The organism is Stenotrophomonas acidaminiphila, from assembly GCF_001431595.1.
Lineage (GTDB): Bacteria > Pseudomonadota > Gammaproteobacteria > Xanthomonadales > Xanthomonadaceae > Stenotrophomonas > Stenotrophomonas acidaminiphila.
This window is the reverse complement of record NZ_LDJO01000014.1, coordinates 56,105-68,580: the sequence shown is the minus strand read 5'-3', so window position 1 is coordinate 68,580 and position 12,476 is coordinate 56,105. Positions and strand designations below refer to the sequence as shown.

The 12,476-nt window shown below is 70.5% G+C and carries 10 protein-coding genes and 1 pseudogene; 4 read left to right on the top strand and 7 right to left on the bottom strand.

Features of this window, described 5'->3' with window-relative positions; all coding sequences use genetic code 11:
• Positions 1–39: 39 nt before the first annotated feature.
• Positions 40–639: a GNAT family N-acetyltransferase gene (locus ABB33_RS03785; protein ID WP_056931201.1), complete on the top strand. Its 600-nt coding sequence runs from the start codon at positions 40–42 to the stop codon at positions 637–639.
• A gap of 38 nt (positions 640–677) precedes the next feature.
• Here ABB33_RS03785 and ABB33_RS03780 read toward each other — a convergent pair whose 3' ends face one another.
• The 3 genes from ABB33_RS03780 to gap all read right to left on the bottom strand — a co-directional run bounded on the left by ABB33_RS03780 (position 678) and on the right by gap (position 5,935).
• Entirely contained in the window at positions 678–2,057 is a 1,380-nt protein-coding gene (locus ABB33_RS03780) for a DUF3999 domain-containing protein (RefSeq protein WP_082594974.1), read from the bottom strand.
• On the bottom strand, positions 2,054–4,765 hold the full coding sequence (locus ABB33_RS03775; protein ID WP_056931199.1) for a DUF2339 domain-containing protein: 2,712 nt from the start codon (positions 4,763–4,765) through the stop codon (positions 2,054–2,056). Before ABB33_RS03775 ends, ABB33_RS03780 begins: the two co-directional genes overlap by 4 nt.
• Positions 4,766–4,933: 168 nt before the next feature.
• Positions 4,934–5,935, bottom strand: coding sequence for a type I glyceraldehyde-3-phosphate dehydrogenase (gap, locus tag ABB33_RS03770; RefSeq protein ID WP_054668756.1), 1,002 nt, complete (start codon positions 5,933–5,935; stop codon positions 4,934–4,936).
• 243 nt (positions 5,936–6,178) lie between these two features.
• Between gap and ABB33_RS03765 the strand changes: the two genes are divergently transcribed.
• The gene (locus ABB33_RS03765) at positions 6,179–6,823 is read left to right on the top strand and encodes an OmpW/AlkL family protein (protein ID WP_054668757.1); all 645 of its coding nucleotides are present in this window, start codon (positions 6,179–6,181) and stop codon (positions 6,821–6,823) included.
• 145 nt (positions 6,824–6,968) lie between these two features.
• Positions 6,969–7,805, top strand: a complete 837-nt coding sequence (locus ABB33_RS03760; RefSeq protein WP_056931198.1) for a S1/P1 nuclease — start codon at positions 6,969–6,971, stop codon at positions 7,803–7,805.
• A 27-nt stretch (positions 7,806–7,832) separates the two neighbouring features.
• On the opposite strand, the gene ABB33_RS03755 is transcribed toward ABB33_RS03760, so the two are convergent.
• The 3 genes from ABB33_RS03755 to ABB33_RS03745 are packed head-to-tail and all read right to left on the bottom strand — an operon-like array spanning position 7,833 to position 10,028.
• Positions 7,833–8,399 carry a hypothetical protein gene (locus ABB33_RS03755; protein WP_056931197.1) on the bottom strand — a complete coding sequence of 189 codons (567 nt, stop codon included), beginning with the start codon at positions 8,397–8,399 and terminating at the stop codon, positions 7,833–7,835.
• Positions 8,400–8,410: 11 nt separating this feature from the next.
• Positions 8,411–9,667 (bottom strand): TonB family protein, encoded by a 1,257-nt coding sequence (locus tag ABB33_RS03750; protein WP_161809401.1) that lies wholly within the window; start codon positions 9,665–9,667, stop codon positions 8,411–8,413.
• Positions 9,654–10,028, bottom strand: a complete 375-nt coding sequence (locus ABB33_RS03745) for a BlaI/MecI/CopY family transcriptional regulator (protein WP_054667330.1) — start codon at positions 10,026–10,028, stop codon at positions 9,654–9,656. The genes ABB33_RS03750 and ABB33_RS03745 overlap by 14 nt, the downstream gene beginning before the upstream one ends.
• Positions 10,029–10,147: 119 nt before the next feature.
• Between ABB33_RS03745 and ABB33_RS03740 the strand changes: the two genes are divergently transcribed.
• Complete coding sequence (locus ABB33_RS03740) at positions 10,148–12,103, top strand: acetyl-CoA hydrolase/transferase C-terminal domain-containing protein (protein ID WP_056931195.1); 1,956 nt, start codon at positions 10,148–10,150, stop codon at positions 12,101–12,103.
• A 17-nt stretch (positions 12,104–12,120) separates the two neighbouring features.
• Here ABB33_RS03740 and ABB33_RS03735 read toward each other — a convergent pair.
• A pseudogene (locus ABB33_RS03735) lies at positions 12,121–12,475 on the bottom strand (VOC family protein).
• Between the last annotated feature and the right edge of the window lies 1 nt (position 12,476).

Here is a 12,476-nt window from a genome sequence, read left to right as displayed (position 1 = left end):
GCCCGCCCCCGCTGGCGGGGCAAACCCGAGGTACGCCCGATGCCGACGCGCCTGCCGCAACCGGAACTGTCCAGCCTGCGCCTGCGCCTGCGCGAACCGCGCGAGGACGATGCGCCGGCCCTGTTCGCCATCCACAGCGATCCGCAGGTGATGCGCTACTGGAGCTGTCCGGCCTGGACCCGGCCGGCCCAGGCCGAGCAGAAGCTGGCCGAGATCCGCCGCCAGAGGCGCGAACTGGACATCCTGGTCTGGGCCATCGCCGATGCACGCAGCGACCTGCTCATCGGCAGCAGCGCGGTGTTCGCGATGAACCTGGAGCAGGGTCGCGCCGAGATCGGCTACAGCCTGCATCGCGACTGGCAGGGGCGCGGGCTGGCCAGCGAGGCGCTGCGCATGATCCTGCGCCATCTGTTCGACGGCATGGGCCTGCGCCGGATCGAAGCCGACATCGACCCGCGCAACCTGGCCTCGTGCCGGCTGGTCGAAAGGCTGGGCTTCGTCCGCGAAGGCACGCTGCGCGAACGCTGGCAGGTCAACGGCGAATGCGCCGACAGCGCGCTGTACGGACTGCTGCGGCGGGACTTCATCGACCCGCAGGCCGCGTACGCGCAGGGGCATGCCGGGGTGCCTGCCCGCTGAGGCCCACCGCGGCAGACGGAACGCCCGCGGTGTCCACCTCAGCCGTTCGCGGGGCGGGCGCCGCGCAGCAGGCTGATCGCAAAGCCGGCCACCGCCAGCGCGCCGGCCACCAGCACCGCCCACAGCAGCAGGCTCTTCCAGTCGCGTACCGGTGCCGCCGGCGCATAGGCCTTGTCGCCTGCGCTTACCGCGCCTTCGCCGAGACGCGCCACCGTCGGCTGCCACTGCGCGCCGTTGCGCGCACGCAGCGCAGCCAGCATCGGCTCCAGGCTGCTTTCGCGGGTGGCCGCCCGCGCGTTGCCGGCAACCAGCCGATACGGTGCGCGGCCCTGGGCCAGGAACACCACGCTGCCCGGCCGGTAGCCCAGTTTCAGGGTCGGCGCGGGCGTGCCGGCCACGGCCGGTTCGGCCTGCAGCTGCCAGTCGCGGTCACTGGTTTCCTGCCCGAGCTGCAGCGGTGCCGAGGCCTGCCGGCGCCCGCCTTCCTCCAGCGTCCAGGTGTTCCAGCCGCGGGCATGCACCTGCCAGGCCGGCTCCGCACCGGCCTGCCGGCGATCCTCGTCGCGGCTGGACACGGTCCATGCCACCGCGGTGTTGGCCGGCATCGCCACGTCCACCCGCTGCACCGGGAAACGGCCCTGGACCTGGTAGCCGAACCGGGCCGCCGGGTCGTCGCCGGGGGCCGATGCGGTCAGCTCGACCCACTGCCAATCGTCGGCGACCGCGTCGCCGGCAAGCTCGCCACGCAACGCGCGCAGCGGCGGCGCGCCTTCACGCTGCAGCGGCACCAGCCGCAGGTAACGCGACGCCGTGGGCACCGCCACGCGGTCGCTGCTCAGCTGCCGCCCCTGGTTGCGCAACCGTACCAGCCGTACTTCCGGGTCCAGCACCTGCCAGCGGCGCAGGTCATCGCTGCCCTCCAGCCGGTAGCCCAGGTCCAGCGCCGCCGGCTCGCCTTCCCATTCCACGCGCAATGCACGCACCTGCCCGGCCTGCCGTCCCAGGTCCACCAGCAATGCCGGGTCGCCCTGGCCCGCGGCGGCGGTGCCCAGCGCATTGCGCACCGACACCACGTTGCCACCGGCATCGCGCTGCACCACCACGCTCAGGTCTCCGCCCATGGTCGTGGCGGCACCGGCGGGCACGGCGAACCAGTCCAGTTCCACCTGCCGTGCCGGCCCGGCGATCGGCGTGGCCGCGGCCTGTACCGCGCTGGCCATCGGCTTGCCGTCGGCGTCGATCACCTGCACATCGCGCAGGTCGCGCCAGTACGCCGCACGGTAGACCCCGGCATCCAGCACCACGCGATACGCGCCGGCATCGGGATGCGCCGGCCGCAGCGGCCACTGCATGGCGAAATCGTCGGCTGCCTGTGCCGCCAGCGGCAGCAGCGCCATCCACCACAAACGCCTGATCATGCGGATGCCTCCTCCGGTTGCGGGTCGTTGCCACGGTGGCGCGGCGGGGCCGGCGCCAGCCAGCCGACCAGCGTGCACAGCAGTCCGTAGGCGATGAAGGCACCGATGCCCAGCAGGTCGCCCAGGTTGGCGCGGTCGATCAGCAGCAGCTTGGCCAGTACCACGCCCATCAGGATCGCACCGGCCAGCCACACGGCCCATTGCCCGCGGCGCGAGCCGCTTACCCAGCCGATCACGCCCAGCAGGCTCCACACCACGGTCAGGCTGGTCTGCGCCAGGCTGGTGTCGATCAGGCGGCCATTCCAGTCGATGCCGCCCCAGTGATGCACGGCGCGCAGGGTGATGGTGCTGACCAGCAGCAGCGCCGCCAACGGCAGCAGCCCCCGGCGCAGCCCGGCCAGCCGCGGGCCCGCATCGGCTGACCACAGCACCATCGCCGCCAGCACCAGCACCGCCAGTTGCGCCAGGTCCAGCGGGTTGAGCAGCGCGATCCACGGCAACGGCGCCGCAGCCCCGGCGCTGGCCAGCGAGACCAGCCACCACAGGCCCAGCACCGCGAAGATCGCCGCCTGCAGGACCGGCCGGTAGCGGTCGAACGCGGCACCCAGCGGCTGCGCCAGCCAGCGCCAGCGGTGGATCGATATCGCCGCCAGCAGCAGCCACGGCAGCGCCAGCAGCATCCCGACCCAGCCCCCGGCCAGTTCGAAGCGCGTGCCCAGGTGCCAGGACAACAGCGACAGCACCGTCGGCCACAGCAGCCACCAGGCAAGCTGCGCCGCGCCGGCGATGGCATCGCCCGCCGCGCGCAGGCACAACAGGCTGCGCAGGCCCAGCGCGGCGAACAGCGGCCAGGCCCAGGCACCATGGCCGGCAAACGGCTGGCCGTATGCGCCGAGCTGCAGGAACGCCAGCGGGAACGCCAGTACCAGGCACCCCAGCGTGGTCAGCGACAGTGCCAGCGCCGGCCGGCGGCGGTGCACCTCGGCCGCCAGCCAGCCGCTCACGCCCAGCAGCAGCAGCATCGCGTGCAGGACGCTGCGCGGCTCCACGAAGCGCGCGATCTCGGTACCGGCATTGCCCATCCACCAGGCCAGGCCCCAGGCATAGGCGATCACGGCCAGCAGCCTGTTGCCGGCGCCGCGGTGCAGCCACGCGCTGGCGAAACCGGCCAGCGCGACCAGCAGCGCGCCCATGAAAGTCGCGTTGGCGACGGCGTGCCCGGCACCGCCAGGGATGGCATGGGCGCCCGCGATGCCCACCGCCAGCGCGAATGCCGCCGCCAGCTGCAGGCCGATGCCGGTCCAGCGCGCCAGCCGGCGCTGCTGCATCAGGCCCAGCCAGACCAGGCCGGCGCCTTCCAGCGCGAAGACCGAGGCCGTGGCCTGCGCCGACAGCGCCAGCGGCACCGCCAGCGTGGCGAAGCCCACCGCCAGGATGGCATGCCCCTGCGCCAGCAGATGCAGCCGCTCGCGGCGCCACAATGCACGCGCCAGCACCGCATAGACCACCGCCACGCCGAGCGCGCACAGTGCCAGCGGCATTCGCTCGCCCTCCAGCAGGGCGGCCTGCAGCGAGAACGCCACCAGCGGCGTGCCGAACAGCAGGCAGCCATCGATGCGCGCCCCGCCCGGGGTCGCCGCCTTGCGTGCATGGAGCAGCGGCAACAACAGGTAGAACGCGAAGAACAGCAGCAGGAACGGCTCGGTGCTGGCGAACTTGGCCGGCGCGTAATCGAGCACGCCCCAGAACGTGCCGATGCCCCAGGTGAAGACGAAACCAAGCAGGTTGAGGATGCGCCACGGCCGTACCCAGGCGATGGCGAAGATGCCGGCGTTGAGCAGCGCGTAGTACGAGAACAGGCCGACATGGTTGCCGCTGCCATCGGACAGCCAGACCGGCGCCATGAACCCGGCCAGCACGCCGAGGATGGCCAGCGTGCGCGACTCCTGCAGCACCGCCATCACGCACAGCCCGGCGATCAGCACCACGCTGATCGCGAACGCCGGCAGCGCGTCGATCAGGCCGTGGTTCTTGAACGCGGCGAACACCACCAGTAGCAGCACGCCTATCGCACCGCCCTGCAGGGCCAGCGCGAACGCACGGTGGCTCCCGCGCTTGCGCCAGGCGAACGCCAGCCCGGCCAATGCCGCCAGGCTGATGCCGGCCAGGCGGAACGCAGGCGGGAAACTGAACCAGCCGGCATCGCTGCCGTACTTGAGCAGCGCCGCCACGCCGGCCAGCAGTACCAGCATGCCGACCTTGACCGGCACGTTGCCGCGGGTGAACCACTGCCTGATGTACGCGATGCCGCGCTCGACGAGGTTCGGCCCGGCCGCTGGCGTCGTTTCCGGCGCCGGCGCAGGACCGGGAGCGCTGCGGACATGCGGCGGCGCGAGGGGTTCGCGCAGCGGCGGCAGCGGCGGCGCAACCGTGGGCGGCGATGGCTCCGGCGCATCCACCGCGGGTTCCGGCGCGGGCTCGACCGGCGCGGGCGGGAGCTCGCGTGCCTGCGGCAGGCCATGCCGCGCGTTGCCCGGATCGGCGGCGCGGCCCGCTTCGCCGGCCTGCCCGCGCGCCAGCGCGTCCTCGAGCGCGGCCACGCGCCGTTTCAGCGAGGCCACCGATACCAGCGCCATGACCAGCAGCACCGGCACCGCCAGCACCACCGCCAGCAGCAGCAACCCCAACAACACGATCTCGTCGTCCATTCGCCGTCCCTGTCACCGGAAGGTGCCACGCCACCTTCATCCACGTCCCGTCGAAACGCAAGCCGCACAACCGCTCCGACGGCGCCCTGCGCCCTGCCGCATCCGCGCCGCCGCGGGCAAAAAGAAGGGCGCCCGCGGCGCCCTTGCTTCATACCCCTGCGGTGCGGATCAGGCCGCGACCACGCGCACCATTTCCAGGCACTTGTTGGAGTAGCCCCACTCGTTGTCGTACCAGCTGACCAGCTTGACGAAGGTGGAGTCCAGCGCGATGCCGGCTTCGGCGTCGAACACCGAGGTGTGGGTCTCGCCACGGAAATCGGTGGCCACGACCTTGTCCTCGGTGTAGCCCAGCACGCCCTTCAGCGGGCCCTCGCTCTGGGCCTTCACTTCGGCGCAGATCTCGGCATAGGTGGCCGGCTTCTCCAGCTCGACGGTCAGGTCGACCACCGACACGTCCGAGGTCGGCACGCGGAAGCTCATGCCGGTGAGCTTCTTGTTGAGCTCCGGGATCACCACGCCCACGGCCTTGGCCGCACCGGTGGACGAGGGGATGATGTTCTCGAGGATGCCGCGGCCACCGCGCCAGTCCTTGTTGGACGGGCCGTCGACGGTCTTCTGGGTGGCGGTGGCGGCGTGCACGGTGGTCATCAGGCCACGCTTGATGCCCCACTTGTCGTTGATGACCTTGGCCAGCGGCGCCAGGCAGTTGGTGGTGCACGAGGCGTTGGAGATGATCGCCTGGCCGGCATAGGTCTTGTCGTTGACGCCGAACACGAACATCGGCGTGTCGTCCTTGGACGGTGCCGACATGATCACCTTCCTGGCGCCGGCATCGATGTGCTTCTGCGCCGCTTCCTTGGTCAGGAACAGGCCGGTGGATTCGATCACCACGTCGACGCCCGCCTCGTCCCACTTCAGGTTGGCCGGGTCACGCTCCTGGGTCAGGCGGATCTTCTTGCCGTTGACCAGCAGGTGGCCGCCCTCGATGGCGACATCGGCCTTGAAGCGGCCGTGCACGGAGTCGTACTTGAGCATGTAGGCCAGGTAATCCGGCTCCAGCAGATCGTTGATGGCCACGACTTCGATGTCGTTGCCGAAGTTCAACACTGCCGAGCGCAGCACGTTGCGCCCGATGCGACCGAAACCGTTGATGCCGACCTTGATTGCCATGTTCACGAACTCCTGCGGCCGCAGACCGCTGCGGCGGGGGTGGAAAGGGGGCTCATTGTAGCAGCCGGGCCCAGCGCGCTGGCCGTGGCGGCCCCGGCCCCGGCCGGCGCCGGACAGCCCGCCCACCGCTGTCCGTATCGTGAACGCGCCATGAGCGCGGACGCGGGTTTGATCCGGATCAAGGCAGGCCCCCGCCGCCACGCGGAGACTTGCGCCATCCTCACCAAGCAATGGAAACGCACCATGCGCAAGACCCCCGCCCTGCTGCTGTCCGGCCTCGCCGCCGCCCTGGTTCTGTCCGCCGCCCCCGCCATGGCGCAGTCCAAGGGTGACTGGACCCTGGGCGTCGGCGTCCACAACGTCGATCCGAAGTCCAGCGCTGGCGACCTCAACGGTTCGGCCCTGGGCCTGGGCGCCCTGCCGACCAAGGTGGACAGCAGCGTGCGTCCGACCGTGACCTTCGAGTACTTCGTCGCCAACAACGTGGGCGTTGAAGTGCTGGCCGCACTGCCGTTCCAGCACGACGTCAGCATCGACGGCGTCGGCACCGTGGGCCGCACCAAGCAGCTGCCGCCGGTGGTCTCGCTGCAGTACCACTTCGCCAACAGCAGCAAGGTCACCCCGTTCGTCGGCCTGGGCGTGAACTACACCAAGTTCTTCAGCACCGACAGCAAGGGCGCGCTGGCCGGTACCCGCCTGAAGCTGGAAGACTCGTGGGGCCTGGCCGCGCATGCCGGCCTGGACTTCGCGCTGACCAAGAAGGACGCGCTGCGCGTTGACCTGCGCTGGGCCGACATCGACACCAAGGTCAAGGTCAACGGCAACAAGCTGGGCACCGCCAACATCGACCCGCTGGTCTACGGCGTGGCCTACGTCCGCTCGTTCTGATCCCACCCTCTCCCCCGGTACCGAGGGGGAAGGGCGTTTCCCAGGGCCTGTTCATGACCTGCCGCGAGCCAAGCGCGGTGGGCTCGTGGACAGGCCCGCCACTTTCGGCACACGGCATCCGCCACCGCGCCGCTAGAATGCGGCGATGAAAATCCGCGTCCGCATCCCCCTGCTCTTCTCCGGCATCATCCTGGCCGCCGCATCCCTGACCAGCGCACCGGCCTTCGCGTGGGGCGCACAGGGCCACCGCCTTGTCGCACGCATTGCCGAAACCCGCCTGGACCCTGTCGCGAAAGCGGAAGTGGAGCGCCTGCTCGCCACTGAAAACGGCGCCACCCTGGGTGGCATCGCGCCGTGGGCCGACCAGCTGCGCGCCGAGGACCCGGGCCTGGGCAGGCGCTCGGCTGGCTGGCACTACATCAACATGGCCGAGGATGGCTGCGCCTATGACCGGCACAGGCACTGCCGCAACGGCGACTGCGTGATCGAGGCACTGAAGGCGCAGAGCGCGCGCCTGGCCGACCGCAGCCTCTCCGACGGCGAGCGCCTGCAGGCACTCAAGTTCGTCGTGCACCTGGTCGGCGACATACACCAGCCCATGCATGCCGGCTACGGCCACGACAAGGGCGGCAACACCTACCAGTTGCAGTTCAACGAGCGCGGCACCAACCTGCACTCGCTGTGGGACAGCGGCATGTTCTACGCCCTGCAGCTGGACGACGAGCACTACCTGCAGCGCCTGCAGGCGCTGCCCGCCCCGTCGGGCGTGGTTGCGCCGCAACTGCAGCGCGACGCCACGCGCTGGGCCGAACAGAGCTGCCGCATCGCCACCCGCGAGGGCATCTACCCGGCCAACCGCAAGATCGGCCAGGCCTATGCCGACACCTGGCGCCCGCTGGCCGAAGCGCAGCTGCGCCTGGCCGGCGAACGGCTGGCGGCGCTGCTCAACGAATTGCTGGACACGGCACCCGGGCAACGCTGATCGAACGGTCACCCGGCCCGGCCGGGCTCACCGGGGCGTCCGTTCGATGCGTACCCGTGCCTGTCCCTGCACGATCTCGAAAGTGAAGGCATAGGGCAGCGTCACCGGCACCTCCTGTACCTGCGCGGCACCGCTGCAATCGTCAGGCGCCGCCGGCGTGGTGCCGGCGTCAAAGCGGCAGATCGCCGCGGGCGCGAAGCGCCATTGCCGCACGGCATCGTCCGCGGCCTGCAGCAGATACCCGTTGCCCGCGTCATTGCCGGCGCCGCACTGACTGTGGCCCAGCAGCGGGAAGCTGCGCTGTACCCCGCCCTGGGCATCGACCACGACATTCAGGCAGACCGTCACCGGCGGCAGCGAGTTCCGCACCGGCAGGCCGGGCAGTTCCGGCAACGGCGCATGCCTTGGAACGGGCATGCGGAACACCTCGCTGGCCGACAGGGTATACGGCTGCACGCCGCCTGCCGACCCACTGCCGGCTTCGGCCAGGAGCAGGCGCTGGCCGACATTGTAGGTATCGGCCACCGCCTCGCTGGCAGGCGGCCGCGTCGCGCAGCCGGCCACGGCCAGCGACAGCCACAGCGCTGCAGCCATGGGCCGCCGCATCACGAGGCATCGCCCGTGCCGGGAGACGGGGCGTCCATCTCGAAGCGCACCGGCACGCTCACCTCGCCGGCCACGGCGCTGCCATTCCTGTAGGCCGGGACGAACGTCCACCCACGGGCTGCCGCCATTGCCGCTTCGTCCAGGTCGTCATGCCCGGAGCTGCGGTCGACGGTGACCCGGGTGGCCGTGCCGTCGGCGGCCACTTCCACTTTCAGCAGCACCTGCCCGGTGTGCATGCTCGGCGGATAGCGCGGCGGCGTCATGGCGGCGAAGCCCGGCATGCGCGCCGGCGCGTCCGGCGTTTCCCCGGTGGCGGGCTGCATCGCCGTCGACCCCGCCCCGGCGCCGGCAGCGACCTGTGGCAGCGCCAGCGGCTGCGCCGCCCAGGCCGCCAAGCCCAGCCCCGACGACAGGCCCGCCGACAACAGCACCATCGCCAGCCATTGTTTCTTGCCGGGCACGGGATGCTTCAACATGGCGATCCGCTCCTTCAATGGATGCTCGCCCTGCCAGGGGCACCCCACCGGCAGGGACGACGACACCAGCCCGGTCTTGAGCATGGCGTTGCCATAACTGCGGCGCGCGCCGCCGCCGGCGATGACACGCTCGTCGCAGGAGAATTCCTGGTCCTCGCGGCAGCGGCGCACTGCCAGCGGCACGAGCGGGTTGAACCAGTACAGGCACTGCATCGCCGCCAGAAGCGCGTTGACGACGATGTCGCCGCGGCGCAGGTGCACCCGTTCGTGCAGCAGTACCAGCCGTCGCTCCTGTGCGGTATAGCGCTGTTCGAAATCCACCGGCAGCACGATGCGCGGCGGCAACAGGCCGATGATCGCCGGCAGGCCGGTGGTGGCCTGCGCCTGCCACAACCCATCGTCGCGCCGCCGCAGCCGCCCAAGTCCCCGGGCGAACCGATGCTGCTGGCGCAGCAGCCATGCGGCCGTCGCCAGGGCGCCGACCAGCCATGCCGCGCCCAGCAGTGCCGACCACGGCAGTACCGGCGACATGCCGGTCGCGGTACGCGTTGCCGCGTTCGACATCGCCGTGCCGATGGCCGTCATCGGCGGAACCGCCATGTGCGGCGCCGGCAACAGCACCGCCAACAGCGCGACCGGCACCGCAAGCCACAGCAGATACGCCGCGCTGGCACCCAGCCGGCGCCGCACCATGCCGCGCAACGCCAGCACCACCGCCATCGCCGCACTGCCGGCCAGGGCGGTGGCCAGCAAGGCCCGCATCAATTCAAGGCTGGTCATCATCGAGCTCCTCCAGCAGCCTGCGCAGTTCGGCCACGTCGTCACGACCCAGCTTCCGGTGCTGGCTGAAGTGCGCCACCAGCGGCGCCACGCGGCCGTCGAACAGGCGCTCCAGCAGGCTGCTGCTTTCTTCCAGCACCCATGCATCGCGTTGCACCCGCGGCGCATACAGATAGCGCCGCCGCTCCTTCACCGCACTGATCGCGCCCTTGTTGAGCAGGCGGTTGAGCAAGGTCTTGACGGTGGCTTCGGCCCAGTCGTTGCGCCCGGCGACGCGCGCGATCACGTCCTCGGCCGCGAGCGGGTGCGCCTCCCACAGGACCTCCATCACCACCGCTTCGGCTTCGCTGATCCGGATCATCGTTTACATCCGTGATTTTCAACGATTACACGGGTAATCGAAACGCCTGTCAAGCGCACCGACCATGGCTTCATCGCAGCGATGCTGTAATGCCGCTCCCCACGAACGATGCACCCGCCATGCCCCATCATGTGACCGATCCCGATGCCGCCGTGGCGTGGCTGCTGGCCCATGTCGGCGGCCCCCTGCGCATCGCCGCGCCGCTGGCGCTGGGCAAGCCGCACCGCCTGCTCAATGCGCTGTACGCCCGCATCGAGAGCGATCCATCGCATCCGCTGCAGCTCTACACCGCGCTCTCGCTCGATCCGCCCGATGCCGCCGGCGACGGATTGCAGGCGCGCTTCCTGCGGCCGTTCGTCGAGCGCCATTTCGGCACGGATTTCCCGCGCCTGGCCTATGCCCTGGCGATCGCGCGCGACGCCCTGCCCGCGCATGTGCAGGTGGAGGAGTTCTACATGCAGTCCGGGGCACTGCTGGGTTCGGCGCAGGCGCAACGCGCCTACACCAGTCTCAATTACACCCACGTCGCCGATGCGCTGGCGCAGCGCGCGCCGCATGCCATCGTGCAGAAAGTGGCCCGCCACGAAGGCAGTACGCGGCTGTCGCTGTCGTGCAACAACGATCTCACCCAGGACACGATCGACGCCGTCATCGCACGCGGGCTGCCGCGCCCGCTGCTGATCGCCGAGGTCGACCCGGAACTGCCCTGGATGGGCGGCAGCGCCACGGTCGAGGCCGGGTTCTTCGACCTGGTACTGACCCCGCCCGGTCCGTATCCGAAACTGTTCGGCCTGCCGCGGCAACCGGTAAGCGACGCCGACTACGCCATCGGCCTGTATGCCAGCACCCTGGTGCGCGACGGCGGCACCCTGCAGATCGGCATCGGTGCGCTGGCCGACGCGCTCAGCCATGCCCTGGTCCTGCGCCACACCGACAACGCCTGCTACCGCAGGGTACTGCACGCACTGGACCCGGCGCTGGAGCAGCATCCGCTGGTGCACGCCATCGGTGGACTGGAACCGTTCGACATCGGCCTGTACGGCTGCAGCGAAATGCTCAACGAGGGCTTCCGCAAGCTGGTGCAGAGCGGCGTGATCCGTCGCAAGGTGCATGACGACCTGGCGCTGATGCAACGCCTGGCCAACGGCAGCGCCTACACCGCCGACCATGCGCGGCTGGCCGAGGAGGGCGAGTACCTGCATGGCGCGTTCTATCTCGGCTCGCCGGAGTTCTACGACTGGCTGCGGCAGCTGCCCGCCGACCAGGGCCGTGCCATCGGCATGCGCCGCATCAGCGAGATCAACCAGTTCCGCAGCGGCGACGAAACCCTGCAGCGGCTGCAGCGCCGGCAGGCGCGCTTCTTCAACTCCTGCATGATGGCCACCGCGCTCGGCGCGGCGGTATCCGACGCGCTGGACGATGGCCGGGTGGTGTCCGGGGTCGGCGGCCAGTACAACTTCGTGGCGATGGCGCACGCGCTGGACGATGCCCGCGGCGTGCTGATGTTCCGCGCACTGCGCGACGATGCCGGCAAGGCGCAGTCCAATGTGCGCTGGAACTATGGGCACACCACGATCCCGCGGCACCTGCGCGATATCTTCATCAACGAATACGGCATCGCCGACCTGCGCGGTATGACCGACGAGGACTGCGTGATCGCGATGGCCGGCATTACCGATGCCGCCTTCCAGGCACCGCTGCTGCAACAGGCCAGGGCCGCGAAGAAGCTGGCGGGCGACTTCGTGGCGCCGGCACACTGGCAGCGCAATCGCGCGCAGGCCCTGTCCGCGGCACTGGCACCGTTCCGTCGCGACGGCAGCCTGCCCGACTACCCGCTGGGCAGCGACTTCACCCCGCTCGAGCAGGACCTGCTGCGGGCCCTGGGCTGGTTGAAGACCAACACCGGCAGTGCCGGCGGCAAGCTGCGTACCGTGCTTGCCGCCCTGCGCCAGGGTCCCGGCGACAACGATGCAATGTACCTGCAGCGCATGCGGCTGGAGCGGGCTGCCGGCTTCAGCGAATGGCTCGACGCGCGCCTGCTGCGGCTGGCACTGGCGCGCACGGCGCGGACCTGAACTTCAACGCGCCGCATTCAATCGGGCCGGTCGTGCTGCAGCAGGTTCACCCGCCTGCCGAACGGATCGCGCACGAAGAACCGGCGCACACCCCACGGCTCGTGCGCCGGCCCATATTCGATGGCGATGCCGGCGGCACGGACACGGGCCAGCGCTTCGTCCAGGTCGTCGACCTCCACCGACAGGTCCGGCACCGGCGTCCCTGATCCGCCTTCAACGGCGAAGCTCACCTGCGTGGTCATGCGCGATGCAGCCGCGCAGGTGCGCGATCCAGCCATGGTCCATCACCGCCTCCAGGCCGAGGACCACGCGGTAGAACGCGTCGGCCGCGTCCGGCTCGCCGGTGCGGCTGTTGGCGACGATACGCTTCACT

What these genes read in the sequence shown, in the direction of transcription:
- ABB33_RS03765 (WP_054668757.1), top strand. Translation starts at nt 6,179, where the DNA reads ATGCGCAAGACCCCCGCCCTGCTGCTGTCCGGCCTCGCCGCCGCCCTG.
- ABB33_RS03775 (WP_056931199.1), bottom strand. Translation starts at nt 4,765, where the DNA reads ATGGACGACGAGATCGTGTTGTTGGGGTTGCTGCTGCTGGCGGTGGTG.
- ABB33_RS03745 (WP_054667330.1), bottom strand. Translation starts at nt 10,028, where the DNA reads ATGATCCGGATCAGCGAAGCCGAAGCGGTGGTGATGGAGGTCCTGTGG.
- ABB33_RS03740 (WP_056931195.1), top strand. Translation starts at nt 10,148, where the DNA reads ATGCCCCATCATGTGACCGATCCCGATGCCGCCGTGGCGTGGCTGCTG.
- ABB33_RS03785 (WP_056931201.1), top strand. Translation starts at nt 40, where the DNA reads ATGCCGACGCGCCTGCCGCAACCGGAACTGTCCAGCCTGCGCCTGCGC.
- gap (WP_054668756.1), bottom strand. Translation starts at nt 5,935, where the DNA reads ATGGCAATCAAGGTCGGCATCAACGGTTTCGGTCGCATCGGGCGCAAC.
- ABB33_RS03750 (WP_161809401.1), bottom strand. Translation starts at nt 9,667, where the DNA reads ATGACCAGCCTTGAATTGATGCGGGCCTTGCTGGCCACCGCCCTGGCC.
- ABB33_RS03780 (WP_082594974.1), bottom strand. Translation starts at nt 2,057, where the DNA reads ATGATCAGGCGTTTGTGGTGGATGGCGCTGCTGCCGCTGGCGGCACAG.
- ABB33_RS03760 (WP_056931198.1), top strand. Translation starts at nt 6,969, where the DNA reads ATGAAAATCCGCGTCCGCATCCCCCTGCTCTTCTCCGGCATCATCCTG.
- ABB33_RS03755 (WP_056931197.1), bottom strand. Translation starts at nt 8,399, where the DNA reads ATGGCTGCAGCGCTGTGGCTGTCGCTGGCCGTGGCCGGCTGCGCGACG.